This is a genomic window from Acidisarcina sp. (genome assembly GCA_035539175.1).
Taxonomy (GTDB): domain Bacteria; phylum Acidobacteriota; class Terriglobia; order Terriglobales; family Acidobacteriaceae; genus JANXZS01.
The window spans coordinates 932824-954863 of sequence record DATLIY010000007.1 but is presented as its reverse complement, the minus strand read 5'-3'; the positions used below and the strand labels follow the sequence as shown (position 1 = coordinate 954863).

Sequence of the window (22040 nt, the reverse complement as noted above, 5' to 3'; positions counted from 1 at the left end):
GATTGGCAGTCTTAACGGGTCTTCTGTTTGCCGCTTCTATCTGGGCTTCGCCGCACGCCATCGCCGTTGCGCAGATGGCGGCTCCAACCACTGCGCAAAAACCGGCGGCTGAGGTACAACCACCGCTTGACGTAGATCGCGACCCGGTGCGTTCTCCTGATGCCGCGGGAACTTCACCCGTCACGCCTCCTGATTCCAATGCCGGCTCCGGCGACATTACCCGCAGTTCGTCGGGCGGATTCACCCTGCGCCGCGATGTGGACGAGGTGATTCTCAACGTCACCGTGCTCGATGACAGCAATCACCTGGTCAATACCCTCGGCAAGCAGGACTTTACCCTCTCCGAGGACGGCGTCCGTCAGACGATCACCTCCTTCCAGCACGAGGACATACCGGTATCCATGGGCATGGTGGTGGACAATTCAGGATCCATGCTGCATAAGCGCGCCGGCGTCAATGCCGCCGCTCTGGATCTGGTGAAGGCATCGAATCCTCACGACGAGGCCTTCATTGTGAACTTCTCCGATGAGGCATTCATCGATCAGGACTTCACCTCGGACGTGAACAAACTCCGCGAGGGCCTGAGCCATATCGACTCCAAGGGCGGTACCGCGCTCTACGATGCGGTGGTGGCCTCGGCGGATCAGCTTGCCAAGTACGGCACGCGGCCGAAGCAGGTGCTTCTCATCATCACCGATGGCGAAGACAATGCCTCCACTCTGACGCTGGAGCAGACCATCCGCAGGATTCAGGAGCTGCAGGGGCCCATTGTTTACTCCATCGGGTTGCTCTTCGGCGACGAAAACAGCAGCCGCGAAAACCGCCGCGCCAAGCGTGCCTTGCAGCTTCTCTCCAGTGAGACAGGCGGGGTGGCGTACTTTCCAAAATCTCTCAACCAGGTGGACGAGATCGCCTCCGAGGTCGCCCGCGATATCCGCAATCAGTACACTCTCGGATACCACTCCACCAAGCCCGCAAGCGAAGGCGGGTATCGGTTGATCCACCTTGAGGCCAAGGCCCGGGGTGGCGGAAAGCTCACCGTGCGCACCCGCACCGGCTACTACCCGCGAGGGGTAAAGGGAGCCCCCGTTAAGACCGCAACCGGCACCGGAAGATGAGCTGGGGACACCGGTCCGGCTTTCGAGCGCCGGAATATCCCTGTGCCCGCCTCGACGCCTGTGGTAGCCATTCTGAGGTAAGGAAGAGTGATGACGAAAGACGCGAAAACAGGCTTCTCCACCCGTGCGATTCACGCTGGCCAGGCACCGGAGGCACGCACCGGCGCGGTGAATGTGCCCATTTATGCAACCTCCACCTTCGCGCAGGATGAGATCGGCAAGAGCAAGGGATACGAGTACTCCCGCCTTGCCAACCCCACCAGCGATGCCCTGGAGGAGAGCCTGCGCGTGCTCGAGGGCGGAACGAGTGCGCATTGCTTTGGCAGCGGCATGGCGGCGATCACGGCTCTTGTCACCATGCTGCACAGTGGCGACCATGTGATTTGCGGCTCCTCTATATATGGCGGGGTGCCGCGTCTTTTTAACGAGATCGTGGCCCACTACGGCATCGAATTTACGTACGCCGATAGCGCGGACCCGGAGAAGATTCGTGCTGCGCTGCGGCCGAATACCCGGCTGGTACACGTCGAAACGCCCACCAACCCGCTGTTGTCGCTGACGGATATTCACGCCCTTGCGGAGATCTGCCATGCGGCCGGGGTGGAGTTGAGCGTGGACAATACCTTCATGTCGCCATACTTTCAGCGTCCCATTGAGTTTGGCGCCGATATCGTGATGCACTCCACGACGAAATTTCTGAATGGCCACAGCGACGGACTTGGCGGCGTGCTCGTCGGCACGCGTCCGGAGCATCGGAAACGCTTCTCCTTTGTGAAGAAGTGTACCGGTGCGATTCTCTCGCCATTTGAGGCCTATCTCGTGTTGCGCGGCGTCAAGACGCTGGCTCTGCGTATGCGGCAACACGATGCCAATGGCCGCGCCGTGGCTGCGTATCTTGACCAGCATCCTAAGGTCTCCAGGGTCTTCTACCCGGGGCTGCCCTCGCATCCGCAATATGATCTGGCACGGCGGCAGATGTCCGGCTTCGGATCGCTGCTCACCTTCGACACGGGATCCTTTGCCAATGCCAGCGCGCTGCAGCGGCGCCTGCGCCTTTGCATCCTGGGGGATTCGCTCGGCGGAGTGGAGACCCTGATGTCGCACCCTGCCAGCATGACTCATGCTGCTCTTGGCGAAGAGGGACGGGCGAAGATCGGAATCACCGATGGCATGCTGCGCATGTCGGTTGGCGTGGAAGATGTCGAGGATATCCTTGGCGATCTTGAGCAGGCGCTTGCCGGCGTGTAAGCGGAGAAGCCTCCGCCTGCACGCACCACAGATGCACAGAAGTTGCTGCATTGGGTTGTCTGCATCGGAGATATTTTTTGGCTGCTAAAGTGTTAGAGCGTCATGCCTGCACAGGCGAATGTGCAAACAAACAACAACTAATTTTCACAACCCCGGTTCGTATAGGCAGGAGTGATCTTCGCCAGGTGCGGAGATCTCGCCGCTCACTCCACGCAACCCACGCAGGATCGGGAAAGCGAGGGATGTGCAGGCAAGGTTGGTCAAAAATGCGCTCCATCTTTTCATTCCGTGTATGGCTGGTTGCTCTTGTACTGGCCGTTGTTCCGGCGCTGTCGTTCGGTGGGGTCTTTATCTCCGTCAACTTCCCGCCTCCGCCGCTTCCTGTGTATGCGCAGCCCCTTTGCCCGGGTGAAGGCTACATTTGGACGCCGGGCTACTGGGCCTATGCCGGAGATGACGAGGATGAGGGCGGCGGCTACTATTGGGTTCCGGGAACGTGGGTTCTGGCTCCGATGGCCGGTTATCTATGGACGCCTGGCTACTGGGGCTGGGGTGACGGATTCTATCGGTGGCATGAGGGCTACTGGGGTCCGCAGATTGGCTACTACGGCGGAGTGAATTACGGCTACGGCTATTTTGGCCGTGGGTATGAAGGCGGCTACTGGCGGGGCAATCACTTCAACTACAACCAGACGGTGAACAACATCAACATCACCAATGTTCACAACGTCTATAACAAGACCGTCATCAATAACTACAACAACAACCGCGTCAGCTACAACGGCGGCAACGGCGGCATCGCAGCGCGGCCCACTCCGCAGGAAATGGCTGCCGTCAACCAAAGACATATCGAGCCCGCGGCGGTGCAGCAGCAGCAGGTTCAACTTGCCCGCGGCAATCGTCAACAGTGGGCTTCGGTAAATCATGGTGCTCCGGCAATCGCGGCTACGCCTCGGCCCGGAGCCTTCAATGACCGTTCCGTTGTGCCCGCGACGAACCGGCCAGCGCCTTCGCATAACGGCACGCCGAATGAGAACAGCCCGCGTGGAGCTATGCAAGGAAACATGCAGCAGAATACGCCGCAGCGGAATGGGAATCCCTCAGGCAATGGCGCGTCTCCGTTGAACGGGCGGCAGGCCGCGCCCCAGGGTCGTGCGGGCCAGGCGATGAACAACAACAATGTTCAGAACGGGCGGCCTGGGTACAATGCTCCGCAGCCAAATCAGGGAGCGCAGCCTCGCTACAACGCACCGCAACAGCAGCGTCAGCAGGGTGCACCGCAGCAGGATCAGCGCAACATGCCGCAGCAGCGTCCGCAGGCTATGCCACAGCCGCAGCCGCGGTATAACCCTGCACCGCAGCCGGAGCAGCGTTACAACATGCCGCAGCAGCGCCAGCAGGCTATGCCGCAGCAGCAGCCGCGGTACAACCCTGGACCGCAGCAGGACCAGCGTTACAACATGCCGCAGCAGCGTCAGCAGGCTATGCCACAGCCGCAGCCGCGGTATAACCCTGCACCGCAGCCGGAGCAGCGTTACAACATGCCGCAGCAGCGCCAGCAGGTTATGCCGCAGCAGCAGCCGCGGTATAACCCCGCACCGCAGCAGCGTATGCAGAGCATGCAGCAGCAACCGCGCTATAGCGCTCCTCCACAACGCCAACAGAGTGCTCCACAGCAGCAGTTCCATGGCGGCGGGGAGTTTCATGGCGGCGCCCACTCCCGTTAATCTGTCCGTGTATGGATCCCGGCGGCTCGCAGAATTTCTGCGGGCCGCTTTTTTATTTGCGCGGATGCCACGGTGGTCCTGCTTCCTGTAGAATTTCGCGGCCAGGGCAAACGGCGTCAGCGACGCGCCGTGGATCTGACGCACCTGCAACTGCAGTACGCGGAGGAGATGCATGCCGAATCCTTTTGTGCACATTGAACTCAGCACAACCGATGTAGACAAAGCCAAGGCCTTCTATTCCAAGCTCTTTGACTGGAGCTTGCAGGACATGCCGATGCCCAGCGGCACCTATACCATGATCGACGTTGGAAAAGGCACCGGAGGGGGGATGATGAAGCAGCAGATGCCGGGCGCGCCCTCGATGTGGGTTCCCTATGTCGAAGTTGGAGACATCCACACCTCGACCGCACAGGCCAAAACCCTGGGCGCGAATGTACTTCTCGATTCTGAGCAGGTGCCGGACGTGGGGTGGATCAGCATATTCATCGATCCGACCGGCGCCTGCATCGGAATGTTTATGAAGAAGCAGGACTGAGCCTCTGCCCAAGGCCACGCCTGCCAGAAGGGTATTGCCTCGTTCTGCTAGCCGCGCTAATTTTTGCTGCATCAAATAGATGCGGATCTTTATGCATGGCTGCGGCGACAAGCCTTCTGTCCAGGTGGTACGATCACAAGTTTTCCTCTGGCCGCCGCTCTCCCGGGGGCGCGAGCTGAGTCAATCTGTGTGGACCGGAGCTTAGGCCAATGTCTATTCCTGCAATGGAAGCAGCACGGAATCCCTTCACCGCCACCCAGGAGCAACAGCAGTTGCGCAAGGAGATCCGCGATTTTGCCGCGCGTGAGATCCTGCCCAATGTCATGCGCTGGGACGAGGCGAGTGAGTTTCCCGGCGATCTGATTCGCCAGCTTGGCCGCATGGGCCTGATGGGAATTCTGTTGCCCGCCGAGTATGGCGGTTCCGATCTTGGCTATGTGGAGTACGTGCTTGCCGTGGAAGAGTTGTCGGCGGTCGACGCGTCGATTGGCATCATCGTCGCTTCGCACAATTCGCTCTGCACGAATCACATCTTTCTGGTCGCTAACGAGGCGCAAAAGCGGCGTTATCTGCCGCGACTGGCAACGGCGGAGGCGCTGGGGGCCTGGGCATTGACCGAACCCGGCTCGGGATCGGATGCGGCGAGTGCCCGCACCACCGCTGTCCGCAAAGGGGATCGATGGGTGCTCAATGGCAACAAGACCTTCATCACCAATGGACACTATGCCGATATCTCCGTCGTTATTGCGGTCACCGACCGCGATAAAGGCACCCGCGGACTCTCCGCCTTTGTCGTCGAAAAGGGCACGCCCGGTTTCCGCCCGGGCAAGAAGGAGAACAAGCTGGGCCTGCGCGCCAGCGATACCTCTGAGCTGATCTTCGAAGATTGTGAGATTCCCGCGGAAAACCTGCTGGGCATGGAAGGGGAAGGCTTCATCGATGCCATGCGCGTGCTCGATGGCGGACGCATTTCGATTGCGGCGCTTTCGCTTGGAATCGCCAAAGGCGCGTTTGAAGCGGCGCTCGAATACTCCGAGCAGCGACGGCAGTTCGGCCATGCCATCGCGGAGTTCCAGGGAATCCAGTGGAAACTCGCCGATATGGCCACGCAGTTGGACGCAGCCCGCCTGCTGACCCACCGTGCAGCCGTGATGAAGGATGCAGGCGAGAAGACGACGCTGGAGTCTTCGATGGCGAAGCTCTACGCGAGCGAGGTCGCTGTGCGCATCTGCGATGAGGCGGTGCAGATACACGGCGGTTACGGGTTCATCAAGGACTACCCGGTCGAGAAGTTCTACCGCGACGTCAAGCTTTGCACCATCGGAGAAGGCACCAGCGAAATCCAGCGCATGGTGATTGCCCGTGAGCTGCTGCGGAAGTAGCGGCGGCTTATAGCAAAGGCGTGCAGCTTGTTCGCGCCAGCTCGCAGCCTAGTGCATGGGTGCGGATGCGTGGCCCTTCTTTGGCCGCTGCATCAGGTAGGGAATCGGGATCAGGCACGCAGTCATCAGCACCAGAACCCATATCGTGTCCACGTAAGCCAGCGTGTAAGACTGCGTCAGCATCATGCGGTAGAGCTGGCCCCCGGCATGGTAGGCCGCATCCGGGGTGGCCCAGCCTTTCTGGTGGAACGCGCCGGTCATGCTCCCAAGCATGTTCTGATAGGCGGGCGACCCCGGCGCGATGTTGGCGGAAAGCATTGCCTGATGCGTCTGTGCGCGGCGGGCGATCAGCGTTGTCACGAACGAGATTCCCACGCTGCCACCCAGGTTGCGCATCAGCGAATTCATGCCGCTGACTTCGTTATTTTTGTTCTGCGGAATTCCGATGTAGCACATCGTGTTGATCGGCACGAAGAGGAAGGGCAGTCCGCAGGCGATCACGGCACGCCAGCTCACAGCGGTCATAAAGCCGATGCCGAGGTTCAGGTTGGTCATCCTCAGAAGCCCCATGGTGGTGACGAGGAAGCCGCAGGTGACAATGAAGCGCGGATCGAAACGCGTGGTCACGAATCCCGCCAGCGGAAAGAGCACCATCAGGACCAGCCCGCCCACTGAGATCGCCATGCCGGAGCGCTCGGCGGTGTAGCCCATCAACTGCTGCAGAAATTGCGGAATCAGCACCGTGGTGGAATACAGCGAAGCGCCCACCATGAACATGACCAGTTGCGTCATCGCAAAATTGCGATTGCGGAAGAGCTGCAGATCCACAATCGGGTGCTCCGTTGTCAACTCCCGCACCAGGAACAGAAGCAGGGTGATGGCCGCAGCGAAGGCGCAGGTTACGATAAAGCGCGAGCTGAACCAGTCATCTTCCTGCCCCTTGTCGAGCATCATCTGCAGCGCTCCGATGCCCACGACCAGCAGCCCCAGGCCGTAGTAATCGATCGGAATGCGCTTCTTCTTGTAGCTATCGAGATATGGCGGATCTTCCACCAGCTTGCGGGTGAAGTATAGCGAGATGATTCCTACCGGGATGTTGAGGAAGAAGAGCCAGCGCCAGCTGTAGTTATCCGTGATCCAGCCGCCGACGGTAGGCCCGATGGCCGGAGCCAGCACTACCGCCATGCCATATACCGCGAAGGCCATGCTTCGCTTGGCCGGGGGAAAGGTGTCGGCCAGGATAGCCTGTTCGCTCGGTTGCAGCCCTCCTCCTGCTGCACCCTGAATCACGCGGAAGAGCACCAGCATGCCCAGCGACGGCGCCAGCCCGCAGAGGAACGAAGTCACGGTGAACAGCAGCACGCACATCATGTAAAAACGCTTGCGCCCGATGCGGTTGGAGATCCACCCGCTGATCGGCAGCACGACTGCATTCGACACCAGGTAGGAGGTCAGAACCCACGTGCCCTCGTCTGTGCTGGCGGAAAGGCTCCCGGCAATATGCGGCAGCGCCACGTTGGCGATGGAGGAGTCCAGCGCCTCCATGAACGTGGCGAGGGTAACGGTGATCGCAATCAGCCAGGGATTCGCGCGCGGCCTCCATGTGTCATGGAAAGACAGTGGCGGAGTGCCGTCGACCTGATCTGCCGGGATGCTGGTAGAAGCCAAAAAAACCTCGTAGGGGATTGCAAGGGTTCGCGCGTTAATTTCTGGCCGCGCTGCTCTCTTTCTTTATACCCGAGATATACCCCAGAGCTTCTTTCAGCGCCGAGCACGATTGCCCCCGCGCTGGGCAGTAGCCGATAGTTGGCCAGCGGCACTGTCCGCAGGGGGCGCGGTATGATCACTCAAAGCGATTTCACGGGAGAGGTTTGCGACGCAGCGGACTTAAGTTTGGGGTTTGTGCGGGCTGGGTTTGTGCGAGCTGGGTTTCTGCGGAGGATTTTCAGCACCTTTCCCGGGAGGTACGCAAAGCAGAATTGCTCCAACGATCATGGTGGAAAAAGAAACCAGCAACGCGGCAAGACCAGAACGACCCGGACCAGAACGACCGGGGCCGGAACCGAGGACAGATCGGCAGGAGGCAGAGCGCCTGGTGGAACGCCTGCGCTCGGGCGATGTGCGCGCCCTCGCCCGGTCGATCTCGCTGGTGGAGAACCAATCTTCGTTGGCCACCGAGATTCTGGCCTGCTGCTTTCCTTACTCCGGCAAGGCTCTGCGCATCGGCATTACAGGAGCACCAGGGGCGGGGAAGAGCACCCTGGTCGACCAGTTGGCCCGCGATCTCCGTGCTGCCGGCAAGACCATCGGCGTACTGGCCGTTGATCCCACCAGCCCCTACTCCGGTGGTGCAATCCTCGGCGACCGCATCCGCATGCAGGAACACTTCAACGACGCCGGGTTCTACCTGCGCAGCATGGCGACGCGCGGAGCCCTCGGCGGCCTGGCCCGCGCCTCCGCCGATGCAGCCACGGTGCTGGAGGCCAGTGGCAAAGATGTCCTGCTGATGGAAACCGTAGGCGTCGGCCAGGACGAGATCGACATTGTCCGCCTCGCCGATATCACCGTGGTGGTGCTCGTGCCCGGCATGGGAGACGATGTCCAGAGCCTCAAGGCAGGCATCCTGGAAATTGCCGATATATTCGTCATCAACAAGAGCGACCGGGAGGGCGCAGACCGCGTCGAGAAAGAGATCCGGGGCATGCAATCGCTCGCCGCCCGCCACGGGGATTGGGTGCCGCCCATCCTCCGCACCGTTGCCACCAGCGGGTCCGGCATTCCTGAACTGCTCGCAGCCATCCGCCAGTGCCACCAGCGGCTGCAAACGGAGGCAGGCTGGAAGACGCGTCGCCAGGCCTTCTGGCGCGAGCGGTTGCGGGAGATGATGCGACACGAGTTGCTGCTTGAGCTGGGCCGCCGGGGATTCAGCGAAGATGGCCTTGCTCATCACGCGGAAGAAGTTGAAGCGGGAATGGAGAATCCCTACCGGCTGGTGCCGCGGCTGGTCAGCGAAGTCTTTCCCGCAGAGGGCAGGACGCAGCCCGGTGGCTCAGGACTGCCTGCAATCGACCATCTGGGGATCGCCGTCAAAAGTCTGGAAGCTGCGACGAGTTTTTACGCGCTCCTCGGCCTCCAGGCCGGGGAAGAGGAACATATCGAGCGGGAGCAGGTGCGGCTCGCAATGATCCAACTTGGGGAAAGCCGCATCGAGTTACTGGAGCCCACCAGCGAAGATTCCCCTGTAGGCCGTTTTCTTGCACGTCGCGGAGAGGGCCTCCATCATCTTGCCCTTCGCGTGGAGAACATCGAGTCGCACCTGGCGGAGTTGAAGCGCCGGGGCGTGCGCCTGGTTTCGGACACCGTGCAGATCGGGGCAGGGGGGCACCTCTACTTCTTTGTCCATCCCGGCAGCACCGGCGGCGTGCTGCTCGAAATCTGCCAGCATCTACCGGAGAAACCATGATCGACCACGCCAGAATTCTTCTTTTTGATACTTGCGGATCCGAGGGCGGCGTCGTGCTCGCAGAGGTTCGCAGCGGCCAGGCGAAGACGCTTGCCGAGGCGACCATTGCCGGCAAGACCTTTGCTGCGGAGCTGATCCCCGCCATCTCCGGCCTGTTGCAACGGGCGAACCTTCGACTGGCCGATCTGGACGCTCTCGCTGTCGTGCATGGTCCGGGGAGCTTTACCGGTGTGCGCATCGGCGTCAGCACCGCCAAAGGGCTGGTTGAGGCAGAGGCGATTCCGCTTATCGCCATCTCCCGGCTGGCGGTGCTGGACCGTCTTTCCGGTGTGCAGGGCCGGACGCTTGCGATTCTCGATGCCGGCCGGGGCGAGTTTTACGCCGGGATTTATGAACAACGCAAGCGCATCCACGAAGCATTGATGACCCGCGATGAAGTTCTGGCTGCGGCCGCCGGACAACCCGCTACGCTGCTTGTCTGCGAGGAGAGTTCGCAGGCTGCCTTTGCTGCGCTTACACCGGTAGTGCTGGCGCCGCCCGCTCCCGCCGCCGCTCTTCCGCTTGCCCTGGAGCGCCTTGAGGCGCGTGACTTTGACGACCCTGCGCTCCTCGATGGCAACTACCTGAGACGTTCGGATGCTGAGATCTTCTCCCGCCAGGCCCGCGACATGGAGGCCAGGCGCAGAAGCATGGATGCTGCCAGCCAGAATCCGGTTCCAGATGAACCAGCCTCCTGATCCGGCATTTCCCGGTCTGCGGATCCGCCCCATGCTGGCGAGCGACCTGCCGGCTGTGCTGGAGATGGATCGCACCACGCCTCGAGCGCCCCACTGGGGCTTGCTGGATTACCAGAACTGCTTGCAGGCTGCAGAAGCCCCCGCAGAGGCAGTAAAGGGCCTTCTGCGCCGCGCCTGGGTGGCGGAATGCGGTGGTGACGCGCTGGGGGATGAGCTGAGTGGCATCCTGGGCTTCGCCGTGGTCCGCGGCGTGGCCGTGGGCGCTCAATTTGAGTGCGAACTGGAGTCGCTGGTCGTGCGTCCTGAGGCGCAGCGCCGTGGCGTGGGGAGCACGCTGCTCGCCGGGGCGATCCACCACCTGAGGGCCGCAGGCGCCTCCCTGTTCCTGCTCGAAGTGCGCCCTTCCAACCTGCCGGCAATCCGCCTGTATGAGCGCTTCGGATTCACTCTGGCAGGCCTGCGAAAAGGTTATTATGCCGGCCAAAATGGTATGCCATCCGAGGACGCTCTATTGATGCAACTGAGCTTCTGATCCTGACTGGATTCCGCCAAAAAAAATGGGGACAGCATCAAAAAACAAGATTGCCGACCAGCAATCCTGAGTGGTAGTTTGATGAGTCTCATGGAAACAGGAGGTGTCGGCATGGATCAGGAAATCGACGGACAACTGCTCAGCGTGGAATTGCACCGGTTGGAGCAGGAACATCATGACTACGCTGAGCAGCTTGAGAGCCTTGTGCACAAACGTTACCTCTCCGAAGACGAAAAAATTGAAGAAGTCCGCCTGAAAAAACTCAAACTTCACCTCAAGGATCAAATCACCGCTAAGCGAAATCAGCACGCAACGCTGAACCTGGTTTAACCGGGTCCGCTTAACTGAGAACACGTCGGCAGTGTTTCGATTGAAAGCGAGCGAGGGCGCAGTCCTCAAAGTTGCGGTGGATATTTGTGCCATCGCTCGCACGACTCTTGGCACGCGCAGCGGGTAAGGCCTCTATAATCAGACGAGGTTCTCCCTATGGTGCGTGACGGTTATTACTACGGAATAGGTCTGCTTGCGGTTGCTGTCCTCGTGTATCTGCTCACGCATGGATGGATCTGGGCTTTGATTCCAGTGCTGCTGGCATTGTTTTTCCTCTGGTTCTTCCGCGATCCTGAGCGGGCCATTCCTGCGGAGCAGGGATTGATTGTCTCTCCGGCGGATGGCCTGGTGAGCGAAGTCGCAAATATCAACACTCCCGACGGTCCCCGCCAGCGAATCAGCATTTTTCTCAGCGTCTTTGACGTGCATGTCAACCGCAGTCCCATCACCGGGACGCTGCAACAGGTGCGGTATCAGAAGGGCAAATATCTCAATGCAATGAATCCCGCCTCCGCCGACCAGAACGAGCAGAACATTGTGACGGTGGAAGGAGAAGGCGTTGAGGTTGTCTTCAAGCAGATCGCCGGGCTGCTGGCGCGCCGCATTGTCTTCAATTACAAGGTTGGCGATCGCGTCGAGCGCGGCGGCCGCGTTGGGCTCATCAAATTTGGCTCGCGTGTGGACGTGGTGCTGCCCGCCAATGTGCGCATCCGAGTGGCTAAGGGGCAGCGGGTCAAGGGGGGATCTTCGATCCTCGGCGAAATCATTCCCGCTGGGGGTACCATGCCTGCAACGGATAAAGCAGTGGAGGCATTGGTTTGAATCGCGACGACCGTCGTTCGCAGCGTTTGCGCCGGGGGATGTACATTCTCCCCTCGGTCTTTACCTCAGGCAACATTGCCGCAGGCTACTATGCCATCACGCAGTGCCTGCAAGGCTCCGTCTCGCAGCCGCATCATTTTGATTATGCGGCTCTGGCGATCGGGTTCGCCATCCCATTCGATGCGCTCGATGGCCGCATCGCCCGCATGACGAACACCACCAGCGAGTTTGGCAAGGAGCTGGATTCGCTCGCGGACGTCATCACCTTTGGCGTCGCTCCCAGCGTCCTCGCGTTCACCTGGGGCTTCAGCATGCTCCCGGTGTCGATCGACCCCGTTTTGCGGCAGAAGCTCGTCGAGTTCGGGGCTTTCCTTTGTTTCCTATTTCTGCTCTGCGGGGCGGGGCGGCTGGCACGGTTCAACATCAGCCATAATCCTCAACCGAAAAACCCCGGACGGCCGGACCGCAAATACTTTGTGGGCATGCCGATTCCTGCCGCTGCCGGCGTGATTGCCTCGGTGGTGCATCTTTTCCATGGCAACCCGATCTTCAACTGGTGGCTGGCTGTTACGTGGATGGTGCTGGTCGCGCTGGTGGGGTTCCTGATGGTGAGCACCTGGCGCTTCTGGAGCGGCAAGGAGATCAATCTCGTCAATCGGCATCCCTTTCAGGTGCTGATTCTGATGGGCGTGATCATCTATTCGATCGTGGCGTTCTCGCACGTCGTTCTTTTTCTATTCTCCTTCGTCTACATGTTTTCCGGCATCTTTGCACGCGCGGCCTACTCCTGGCAGCGTGGCCGGAACACGGGCGCCCCTCAAGTCTCTAACCCCAATACCTCGACATCGGAATGACAGCAACCTATCGCATTGCAATCGTTGGTGCCGGCTCTCTGAGCGGCAAGGAACTGAATGAGGCACTGGGGGAGTCCACCTTTGCCGCAGCCGATTTTCTCCTGCTCGATGACGACGAGGCGCTCGGTCAACTCGAGTCGGTCGGCGACGAGGTCACGTTCATTCAGCGCCTGGAACCGAACTCCTTTGAGCAGATTGATTTCACGTTTTTCTGCGGCAGCCGCGAACTGACGCGCAGCCACTGGAAGGCTGCGCAACGTGCCGGCAGCAGCATCATCGACCTCACCCGCGCGCTGGAGAGTGAGCCCAATGTGCTCATCCGCGCTCCGTGGGTGCGCGAGGAGATGAACGGCTCCGCACCTGCCGAGGCGCCGGATCTGCATACGCCGGCCGTGGTTCCTGCTCACCCCGCCGCCGTCGTTCTCGCGCTGCTGATGCTGCGGCTCAAGAACCTGGCCGCCGTGCGCAACGCTTTCGCCACGATCCTCGAACCAGCCTCGGAATATGGGCGGGCCGCGATGGACGAGCTGCACCAGCAGACCGTCAGCCTGCTCTCGTTTCAAAGCCTTCCGCGTGAGATTTACGACACCCAGGTTGCCTTTAATTGCGTGCCGGTGCTGGGCGAGGCAGCCAGGGTCAGTCTTATTGCATCCGAGGCGGAGATTCGGCGGCATTACGCATTGCTCTCCGGAGGACGCCTCCCGCAGGTCGCGATGCAGCTTATCCACGTGCCAGTCTTCCATGGGCACACCTTCTCCATCGCAGTGGAAATGGAACAGTCCGTTTCGCTCGAAGACGTGGAGGCCGCGCTCAGCGGGGAACATGTCGACGTGGTGCTAGGCGACGTGGATGCGCCCAGCAACCTGAGCACCGCCGGGCAGGAGGACATCATGGTCCGGCTGCGCGGCGATGAGGGCCAGAAAATGCAGCGGTTCTGGATATGGGCTGCGGTGGACAACCTCAAGTTTGCAGCGGCCAACGCTGTTGCCTGCGCTCTCGAACTGCGCCGGCTTCGTCCTCATGGCCAAGTGCAATAAGGTTCAATAAGGTGCAATCGTGCAAGGGCGGCAGAGCCTTAGTTGCCTCGCCGCCACAGTGCATATTGTTTCAGGATGAAGTTGTCGGTCATGCCCGCGATGTAGTCCGCCACAAAGCGGGCTGTTCCCTGTTCCGCAATGTCCATCTCGTGCCCCGGCGGAATCAGCCTGGGGTCTGCGACCCACGCATCGAACAGGGTCTGGATAATCTGCGCTGCGTCGTGCTGGTCGCGCAAGAGATCTTCGCTGCGGTACAGGTTCTCATACAGGTAGGTTTTGGCCTCCATGCGCTGCGACTCCATCTCCGGAGAGAGCGCGGCCAGCCGCTCGGGCGCGTTGCGAATCTCCTCAAGCGAGGTGATTCCCGCGCTGGAAACCCGGCGAAGCGTCTCCTCGATGAGATCTCCGGCCAGTGCATTCAGCATCGACTTCAGCGCCTCGTTAAAGACCAGCTTCTCATCCGCTTTGGGGTATCGCTGCTGCACGGCCACGTAGAAATGTTCGAAGATGCGGACATGCTCGCGCACGTGGTTGAGCGCGAGGATGCCGGCCTCCATTCCGTCATCGAGGTCGGCGGTCAGATAGGCAATCTCGTCGGCAAGATCGATCAGTTGCGCTTCGAGAGGCGGGCGCCGATCGAGAAAGTACTCTGCCAGCTCGGGATGCTCCTGCGCCGAATAGTCGTGCGAGTGCTTGACGATACCTTCGCGCACGCCAAGCGTCAGATTCAGCCCGCGAAAGCCGGCGTATCGCTGCTCGAAATACTCCACGATGCGCAGCGCGTGCAGGTTATGGTCGAAGCTCAGCCCGTGCTGGCGCAGAGCCTTATCCAGCGCATGCTCTCCGGCATGGCCGAACGGTGGATGGCCGATGTCATGCACCAGTGCCAGCGCCTCGGTCAGATCTTCGTTCAACCCCAGGGCATGGGCGATGGTTCGCGCGATCTGAGCCACCTCCATGGTGTGCGTCAGGCGGCTGCGAAAGTGATCGGAGAAGCGGTCGGTAAAAACCTGCGTTTTGCCTGCGAGACGGCGAAATGCCCGGGCGTGGATGATGCGGGCGCGATCTCTCTGGAAAGCGGAGCGGTAGGGGTGTGGCGGCTCAGGATGCTGCCGCCGCGTGAGCGGTTCCCACGCGCCGTCTGCAACCCGACAGCCCAGCGGCAGATGCGCAAGTGGTGTCGAGGCTGTCGTCACGTCGGAGCCGCTCTCCTGATGTGTTCCGGTTAAAAGCCTAATTCTTGCCGCTCACCGTGGTCTCGTGTTTGGCGAGCCGCACGCGGGCGCCTTCCAGTTTCTTTTCCACCTTGGACACATCCCCTGGCTCGGCATCCGCTGGACTGGAGCGCGCATATTCCTTCAGCGCCAGTTCCCACTGTGCTGCGGCGTCTTTCAGCCGTCCCGTCTTGTCGTAAAGCTCGCCCATGTGGTCGTGAACGGAGGGGTCGGTGGACAGGCGTTCCAGCGCCTTGCGCAGGTACTCCTCCGCTGGCCCGTACTGGCCAAGCTTGAAGTATGCCCAGCCCAGAGAATCGAGATAGGCGCCATTCTGCGGATCCAGCAGGACGGCCTGCTGGAGAATCTTCACCGCCTCAGGCAGGCGAACGCCGCGATCTGCCAGCATGTATCCCAGGTAGTTCAGCGTCATGCTGTTGTTGGCGTCAAGCGCAAGAATCTTATGGAACTGCTCCTCAGCCGCATCGTAGTGCTTCTGCCGTTCCGCAATAGTTCCGCGGAGGAAGTACACATAAATCTTCTCTTCCTGCTTGGTCGCGAGAGGCTCAGCCTTATCGAGTGCATCGCTCGCGTCCTTCCAGCGGCGCAGACGGATGTCGATCTGTGCCAGTTGCAGATACGTTTCGCGATCGTCGGGGGTGCCGTTCAACTGTGACTTCGCCAGCGCGAGACCCTCGTCAACTTTCCCCGAGTCCGCCAGTTGCCCTGCCAGCATCAGCTTGATCTGGCGATCCTTGGGCAGCTTCTGCGCTGCGTCCTGCGCGGCGGCAGTCGCCTGTGTGTACATGCGCGCGTCGCGATACGCATCCACCTTGCTCTGATATCCGCGCTCAGCAAAATCACCGCCCATCGCGATCATCTTGTTATAGCTATCGATCGCCTGCGGAGTCTTGTTCTCTTCGCGATACACGTTGGCGAGCCGCTCCAGGAATATGGCGCGGTTGTTCTTTTCGAGTTCCGAGTACTGGTCGTTGGCATGCGCGGTGCTGGCCACCAGCTTTTCTAGAATCTGTGTGGCGTCGTCATACCGACCCATCGAGTCATACAGCAGGGCCTCGTTGAAGCTGATCTCTAGTGAATCCTTTACCAGGGCTTTCGCCTTCTTTAGAGTACCCAAGGATTGCTCATACTTGCCCTGACGGCGTTCAATCTCGGAGATGCGCAGATAAGCCTGCGGGTCTTGCGGGTCGCCGGCGGAGATGTCCATGTAGATCTTCAGCGCCTGCTCGAGCTGATTGTCATTCAGCAGGCTCTGCGCCAGCGCGCGCTCTGCATCGAGATTGTCCGGGTCGTTGTCGATCGAGCGCTGGTAGGCGGCGATGGCCTTTTTGTTGTCCTTCAGCTGATCGTAGGTCGAGCCCAGGGCGTACTCCATCTTGGCCGTGCGATCCTCTACCGGTACCGAAGTCAGAACCGCTGCGGCATGCTGCAGGTCGCCCGAATCCGTGTAGAGACGAGCCAGGTTCAGCACAACATCTTCGGAGTTGGGATCGATCTTCTGCGCCGTCTTGAACTGCTCTTCCGCCTTGGCCGTGTTGTGGTCCAGCGAATAAAGCTGCCCCAGCAGCAGGCGGTTCTCAATATCGTTCGGCGCGAGTTCGACGATCTTGCTGTACTCGGAAATCGCCAGATCCAGCATCTTTTCCGAAGGGGAATTGTTCTGGACATCGCCCAGCGAGCGCAGGTAGATCCGGCCCAGCAGCTTGTGTGCCTCCAGGCTGTTCGGGTCCTTCTTGATCATGTCCTGGGCTGCCAGCACCGCATCGCGCACGCGGCCGGTCTTGAAGTACAGCTCGGCCAGGCCGCTGTTGAGGTAGGGCGATTCGGGGTCGGCGTTCAACGCCAGCTTGTACTCCTCGATCGCTCGCGTGGCATACTCCGGACGGCCGTAGGTCGTGGCCATCTCCTCATACGTGTGAGCCAGGGCAAAGTGATAGTACGAATTGGCCCGATCCGGTGTAGAGGATTTTGCGGCTTCAGCCCGTAGTGGAGCGGCAGAGAGAGAGGCTGCGATTGCCAGGGTGATGGCTGCCAGCCGCATTGCGGAGGGCGTAGGGAAATTTAGCGAGGCGTGCTTCGATTTCGGGCTGGTTGTCATTTTTAGGCAATCCTGCGACGGGCCGCTTTGTCGGCGAAATGTGCGGATCGTACTGTTTTGCTGCTTTCCCGGCTCCAGGAAGCGCGTTATAGCTTCCTCTTCTATTAAAGACGATTGTAACCCGGGAATGGGTTCGAAGAATTCTCGAATCTTTGGCCCGCGAGGCAGCATGCTGCGTGCCAAGTTACCTCGTCTCGGTCGGTTCGGCGACAGTTGAATCCGCGGGGAGCGCGGACTTTCGGCCAAGCAGGCCGCCGCGCTCCATCGCCAGCAGCGAGCGTTGCAAAACGGCCAGTTGCCGCTCCATGCGCACGACCTGGCGTTGCCCATTGTGCTGCAGGGTGCTTGCGGCTGCCTCTGGTAAAGGAGAGGCTTCCGGCATCTGCGCCCAGTCCACGGGTTCTCCCTCCAGCGCGTGCTCCAGCAGCGTCAGCCCCTGGCTCATTCGCTCCAATCGCCCTTGCACCTCCGGCGAGCGCTTCCAGTTGTCTTCCCCCGGAAGGGAGGCCAGGGTGGTAATGCTCTGCCCGAATCGTCGCAGATAGGTGACAAACGCAATCGCTGCTTCAGTTGCCCGCTCGCCGCCTCTCATGCCGCCATGGCTGGTCCATGTCGGCTCCAGCCTCAGGCGGTCCAGGGAGTCTTCGGAGTCGTTGTGGGCCAGCCCAATCCCCCGGCGCGCCTGGGCAACTGCCTGCGAGCGGGATTCGGCTCCGTCCGCATCGCCCTGCCGCCAGCTTGCCAGCAGCCGCTCCAGGTATAGCCGATTCGCCTGCAGGCTGCGTTGCAGTTGGGTTCCGAAGCGTCGGCGTTCCAGCGTCGGCCACAGAACCGCCATCGCCAGCATTGCGATCAGCGCACCCAGAATCGTGTTGATGATGCGAACACCGGCCAATTGCCAATCCCCCACATACGGCAGAAACGCAAGGACAAATGTGGGCGTTAAGAAAAAGCAGAAAAGGGAATAGCTTACCGGCAGCACGGCGAGCGCGAAGAAGCCCAGGGGAAACAGCGCCGCGGCAATCGCCGCCTCGGAGTGGAGAAAGACCGCAAGAACGGCTGCAAGAATTCCCCCTGCCACTGTGCCTCCAATCCGTTGCAACGAACGGTAGAAGGTGCCTCCCACATGCGGTTGCAGGACGATCAGTGAGGTCAGCATCATCCAGTAGCCATGATTGATGTTGAACCAGATCAAAATAAACACGTCGACCGTGCAGACGACGGCGACCCGGGCGGCATGGCGCAGCAGAAGAGAGTCGGTGGTGAAGTTGGCGGCTAACTGCTCCAGGCGCAGCGGGGTACGCTCCAGCTTCACGGCGGCCTGCTTCTTGCGCAGTCTTGGCCGGGGATGAGGCTCCTGGCCAGTGCGCACCGCTGTCGCACTCTCCAGCGCCGTCTCAAGATTCTCCGTGGCATCGGAGATCTGGTGCAGCAGAAACTGCCCCGGCAGGTCGTCCGCCGACATGCAGTGCGCCATCTCTACGGGAATGCGCCGCAGCCGCGCTTCGTAGGTGTGGAATTCCTCGTCGATCTTCTCCACGTTGCCGCGCAGAACCTCGGAGATCCAGGACTCTGCCTGCTCCAGCAGCAAAAGTGCGCTTTTGCCGCGCATGGTGCAAGGCGAGGCATCCTGAGTTGCGGTCATCTCCATGTATTCCGCCAGCGCGATGGAACGCGCCAGCAGCATGTCTGCCGACTCCAGCAGCACTATCAGGTTGCGACCGCGGAGGGTCTCGGCGTCGCTCTCCGCCCGCACGCTGGAGACAGCGTGGCGCGCTCGTTCCAGTGTCCGCCGCAAGCGGCTTTGGTGATGCTGTGCCAGCCGGTGCCAGGCAGCGGCGCGCACCTGCTTGCGGAGATTCAGCTCATGAATACTGGCGAGGAAGCCGGCCAGTTCGCGGTAGCAGTCGCTGATGGCAAATCGCGCCGGGCGGTAGGGGTCGATCGGCCAAAGAAAGAGAGACAGCAGGATCGACCACAGGCCGCCCAGAAGCAGAAATCCTGCGTGGGTGGCGGCCAGCTTCACGTCACTTGACGGGGCTCCCACACCGCAGACGTAGATCAACTCGATCAGAGGACTTGCTGAGGCAAATGGCTCGCCCAGAACCATCAGATACGACCAGGCCAGGCACCACAAAATTGTTACCGGAATGGCATAGGCCAGCGTGCCGCCGACGAGCGTCCCCAGCATGCACCCAGCGGCGCCACCGACAGTCAGCAGCCCCAGGCTCGCGATACGGCTGCGATAGGGTCCGCCTTTATCCGCGATGATGGCTTCAAAGCCACCCAGCCCAGCCCATGCCATCTCCGGCTGGTTCAGCATGGCGCCCACCAGCAGGGGAGCGCTGATCGCGGTTCCTGCCCGCAAGCCGCGATACCAGTCAAGCGCTCGCAACCAGGCGATTCCCTCGAGCCTGGTCTTGATGGTTTCCACCCACTCCATAGCCTAAGTATCGCATCGCGAGCGGCTAAAAAGCGGTCGGCAAGTCGGCCAGAGGCAGGTGTGCCGCTGTGGATTTGCAGATCGGTCGCTCACAGAGGGCCTGAACTCAAAGCTCAAGGCCCCCGGCAGAGTCCAATCTGTTAACCGCGTGTTCGCTGACTTGCTGCTCTCTAGTGTTTGAAGTGGCGAATCCCGGTGAAGACCATGGCAACGCCGAGCCGGTTGGCCGCGGCGATTACCTCATTGTCGCGCACCGAACCGCCGGGTTGAATCACCGCCGTGGCTCCTGCTTCGGCAACTGCCTCCAGGCCATCTGCGAAGGGGAAGAAGGCATCCGATGCAGCCACACAATTCTTCAGCGGCAAAACCGCCTTCATCGCCCCGAATTTCGCTGCATCCACGCGGCTCATCTGCCCTGCGCCCACTCCCAGCGTCTGCCCATCCCGCGCATAAACGATGGCGTTCGACTTCACATGTTTGCAGATGCGCCAGGCAAAGAGCAGAGCCTGCAGCTCCTCCTTGCTGGGCGTGCGAGCCGTCACTACCTTCAGCTCGTCAGGGGTGGTGCGGGCGCGATCCGCATCCTGCAACAGGAGCCCGCCTGACACCTGTTTGATGACGCGCGAAGCCTCTGCCGGGCGAATCTCGATCAGGCGCACATTCTTCTTCACCTGCAGCCGGGCGAGGGCCTCCGGCGTGAACGACGGAGCCACAATTGCTTCGACAAACAGCTTGGCCATCTCCTCGGCGGCATCCAGATCCAGCGCGCGGTTCACGCCGATGACTCCGCCGAAAGCGGAAACCGGGTCTGTCGCCAGAGCCTTGCGATAGGCTTCAGCCAGAGAGTCCGCGGTTGCTGCTCCGCAGGGATTGGTGTGCTTGACGATCACTACCGCCGGCTCGTCGAACTCCTGCACCATCTCCCAGCAGGCATCCAGATCCACAAGGTTGTTGTAGCTCAGCTCTTTACCGTGGTGCTGCGTTGCTCCCGCGATCCCGGTGGTGCTGCCATCGGAGTAGAGCGCTGCGCGCTGGTGGGGATTCTCACCATAGCGCAGGTGCATCGCCAGCGGATACGCGATTCTGAGTGCCTCCGGGAAAGGGGCACGATCCAATGCATAGAACTGAACGGGCTTATGGCCGGACTCCGGCGCTTCAACGCGTTCCAGCGTGTTGGCGATCGCGGTGTCGTAGGCTGCGGTGACGGCAAAGGCCTGCTTTGCCAGCCGCCAGCGCGTCTCCCGGCTCAATCCGCCACTGTTGGCCTGCAACTCTTCGCCCAGGGCCGCATAGTCGCCGACCGACGTCACGATGGCCACGTCCTCGAAGTTCTTTGCCGCGGAGCGCACCATCGAGGGCCCGCCGATATCGATGTTCTCGATCACATCCTCGAAGGCAGCGCCCGGCCGCGAGGCCGTTTTCTCAAAGGCGTAGAGATTGACCACCACCATATCGATGGGCAGAATGCCGTGCTCCGCCACCGCGGCCTCGTGCTCCGCCTTGCCGCGTATGTAGAGGATGCCGCCGTGGACGCGCGGGTGCAGCGTCTTCACACGGCCATCGAGCATCTCCGGAAAGCCCGTCAGCTCCGAGATGTCCTTTACCTGCAATCCCGCTTCGCGCAGGGCTCGCGCCGTGCCGCCGGTGGAAACCAGGTCCACGCCGTGGCTCGCCAATTGCCGTGCGAACTCTACCAATCCGGTCTTGTCGGTAACACTCAGCAACGCTCGCTTAACATGCTTTATCCCGCTCAATCGTGTGTCCTTTCCAACGCCTGCCACAGATCCGGTTCAGATTCCGGGCGAAAGTTGATTGTATAAGTTGCCGCCTTTTCGCGGGAAACGGAACTCGCTGAAATCTGCGGAATCCAATCGCCGGGCCATGCAAAATCCAGGCGCTTGGCACATTTTCTATCGCCCCCTGAAAGAATGAATACAGGGCGACGAAGCCATTCCGGCTGCGTCGCCCTTTTCTTTTCAGGAGAGAAGTCATGGCGTTCCAACAGGAAGCCTTTCTGCAGAAAGCCGCGTTCGCGGCCCACGCGGCGGGGCATATATTCCCCGAGTATGCGGCTTGTGAGGCAGCGCTCGAATCTGCCTGGGGCCAGTCCCGGCTGGCCATCGCTGCAAACAATCTCTTTGGGCAGAAGCAGCTTCCATCGAGCTCGCCTGTGTTGCAGACGATATCGCTTCCCACTCGCGAATATCTGCATGGCAAATGGGTGACGGTCAACGCAAGCTGGGCCAGCTTTCCGGACTGGAATGCGTGTTTCCAGGCCCGTATGCACCTGCTCGTCGCAGCGAGCAGGATGTATCCGCACTACGCCGCGGCGCTGGCCGCGACCAGTGGAAGGCAGTTCGTCCTTGAAGTATCACAAACCTGGTCGACAGACCCGGCTCGCGCCAGCAAGGTGCTCGCAATTTATGACGCCCACCAGGCATGCCTTGGGCCATCCCTGCGCCAGGCCTGATTGCAGGGC

19 protein-coding genes are annotated in these 22040 nt (G+C 60.8%); 13 read left to right on the top strand and 6 right to left on the bottom strand.

The genetic code is table 11. The annotated features are described in order from the left end of the window. Nucleotides 1–2 precede the first annotated feature (2 nt). The 5 genes from VM554_06725 (at nucleotide 3) to VM554_06705 (ending at nucleotide 6010) form a co-directional block, all read left to right on the top strand. Nucleotides 3–1118 carry a VWA domain-containing protein gene (locus tag VM554_06725; GenBank protein ID HVJ08059.1) on the top strand — a complete coding sequence of 372 codons (1116 nt, stop codon included), beginning with the start codon at nucleotides 3–5 and terminating at the stop codon, nucleotides 1116–1118. Nucleotides 1119–1208: 90 nt separating this feature from the next. After that, nucleotides 1209–2366, top strand: coding sequence for a PLP-dependent aspartate aminotransferase family protein (locus tag VM554_06720; GenBank protein HVJ08058.1), 1158 nt, complete (start codon nucleotides 1209–1211; stop codon nucleotides 2364–2366). Between the two features lie 266 nt (nucleotides 2367–2632). Continuing rightward, on the top strand, nucleotides 2633–4093 hold the full coding sequence (locus VM554_06715) for a hypothetical protein (GenBank protein ID HVJ08057.1): 1461 nt from the start codon (nucleotides 2633–2635) through the stop codon (nucleotides 4091–4093). A 172-nt stretch (nucleotides 4094–4265) separates the two neighbouring features. Further along, nucleotides 4266–4628 (top strand): VOC family protein, encoded by a 363-nt coding sequence (locus tag VM554_06710; protein HVJ08056.1) that lies wholly within the window; start codon nucleotides 4266–4268, stop codon nucleotides 4626–4628. A gap of 209 nt (nucleotides 4629–4837) precedes the next feature. Beyond that, complete coding sequence (locus VM554_06705; GenBank protein ID HVJ08055.1) at nucleotides 4838–6010, top strand: acyl-CoA dehydrogenase; 1173 nt, start codon at nucleotides 4838–4840, stop codon at nucleotides 6008–6010. 48 nt (nucleotides 6011–6058) lie between these two features. Here VM554_06705 and VM554_06700 read toward each other — a convergent pair whose 3' ends face one another. After that, nucleotides 6059–7678, bottom strand: coding sequence for a DHA2 family efflux MFS transporter permease subunit (locus VM554_06700; protein ID HVJ08054.1), 1620 nt, complete (start codon nucleotides 7676–7678; stop codon nucleotides 6059–6061). Nucleotides 7679–8105: 427 nt separating this feature from the next. Between VM554_06700 and meaB the strand changes: the two genes are divergently transcribed. From meaB to VM554_06665, 7 genes are all read left to right on the top strand, one after another. Further along, a complete protein-coding gene (meaB, locus tag VM554_06695) occupies nucleotides 8106–9473 on the top strand; it encodes a methylmalonyl Co-A mutase-associated GTPase MeaB (protein ID HVJ08053.1) in 1368 nt (455 codons plus the stop codon). Further along, nucleotides 9470–10210 carry a tRNA (adenosine(37)-N6)-threonylcarbamoyltransferase complex dimerization subunit type 1 TsaB gene (gene tsaB, locus VM554_06690; GenBank protein ID HVJ08052.1) on the top strand — a complete coding sequence of 247 codons (741 nt, stop codon included), beginning with the start codon at nucleotides 9470–9472 and terminating at the stop codon, nucleotides 10208–10210. Before meaB ends, tsaB begins: the two co-directional genes overlap by 4 nt. Further along, nucleotides 10194–10742 (top strand): GNAT family N-acetyltransferase, encoded by a 549-nt coding sequence (locus VM554_06685; protein ID HVJ08051.1) that lies wholly within the window; start codon nucleotides 10194–10196, stop codon nucleotides 10740–10742. Before tsaB ends, VM554_06685 begins: the two co-directional genes overlap by 17 nt. A 111-nt stretch (nucleotides 10743–10853) precedes the next feature. After that, on the top strand, nucleotides 10854–11072 hold the full coding sequence (locus VM554_06680; GenBank protein HVJ08050.1) for a DUF465 domain-containing protein: 219 nt from the start codon (nucleotides 10854–10856) through the stop codon (nucleotides 11070–11072). Between the two features lie 156 nt (nucleotides 11073–11228). Continuing rightward, nucleotides 11229–11894: a phosphatidylserine decarboxylase family protein gene (locus tag VM554_06675; protein HVJ08049.1), complete on the top strand. Its 666-nt coding sequence runs from the start codon at nucleotides 11229–11231 to the stop codon at nucleotides 11892–11894. Further along, nucleotides 11891–12748, top strand: a complete 858-nt coding sequence (gene pssA, locus VM554_06670) for a CDP-diacylglycerol--serine O-phosphatidyltransferase (protein ID HVJ08048.1) — start codon at nucleotides 11891–11893, stop codon at nucleotides 12746–12748. The genes VM554_06675 and pssA overlap by 4 nt, the downstream gene beginning before the upstream one ends. Continuing rightward, a complete protein-coding gene (locus tag VM554_06665) occupies nucleotides 12745–13785 on the top strand; it encodes an Asd/ArgC dimerization domain-containing protein (protein HVJ08047.1) in 1041 nt (346 codons plus the stop codon). The genes pssA and VM554_06665 overlap by 4 nt, the downstream gene beginning before the upstream one ends. A 38-nt stretch (nucleotides 13786–13823) precedes the next feature. On the opposite strand, the gene VM554_06660 is transcribed toward VM554_06665, so the two are convergent. The 5 genes from VM554_06660 to VM554_06640 all read right to left on the bottom strand — a co-directional run bounded on the left by VM554_06660 (nucleotide 13824) and on the right by VM554_06640 (nucleotide 21563). Further along, complete coding sequence (locus VM554_06660; GenBank protein HVJ08046.1) at nucleotides 13824–14981, bottom strand: deoxyguanosinetriphosphate triphosphohydrolase; 1158 nt, start codon at nucleotides 14979–14981, stop codon at nucleotides 13824–13826. 37 nt (nucleotides 14982–15018) lie between these two features. Next, entirely contained in the window at nucleotides 15019–17118 is a 2100-nt protein-coding gene (locus VM554_06655; GenBank protein ID HVJ08045.1) for a tetratricopeptide repeat protein, read from the bottom strand. A 184-nt stretch (nucleotides 17119–17302) separates the two neighbouring features. Beyond that, complete coding sequence (locus VM554_06650) at nucleotides 17303–19552, bottom strand: FUSC family protein (protein ID HVJ08044.1); 2250 nt, start codon at nucleotides 19550–19552, stop codon at nucleotides 17303–17305. Nucleotides 19553–19731: 179 nt separating this feature from the next. Beyond that, complete coding sequence (purH, locus tag VM554_06645; GenBank protein ID HVJ08043.1) at nucleotides 19732–21315, bottom strand: bifunctional phosphoribosylaminoimidazolecarboxamide formyltransferase/IMP cyclohydrolase; 1584 nt, start codon at nucleotides 21313–21315, stop codon at nucleotides 19732–19734. After that, complete coding sequence (locus VM554_06640) at nucleotides 21312–21563, bottom strand: hypothetical protein (GenBank protein HVJ08042.1); 252 nt, start codon at nucleotides 21561–21563, stop codon at nucleotides 21312–21314. The genes purH and VM554_06640 overlap by 4 nt, the downstream gene beginning before the upstream one ends. On the opposite strand from VM554_06640, the gene VM554_06635 reads away from it, so the two are divergent. Continuing rightward, nucleotides 21552–22031 carry a glucosaminidase domain-containing protein gene (locus VM554_06635; GenBank protein HVJ08041.1) on the top strand — a complete coding sequence of 160 codons (480 nt, stop codon included), beginning with the start codon at nucleotides 21552–21554 and terminating at the stop codon, nucleotides 22029–22031. The genes VM554_06640 and VM554_06635 overlap by 12 nt on opposite strands. The last annotated feature ends 9 nt before the right edge of the window (nucleotides 22032–22040 follow it).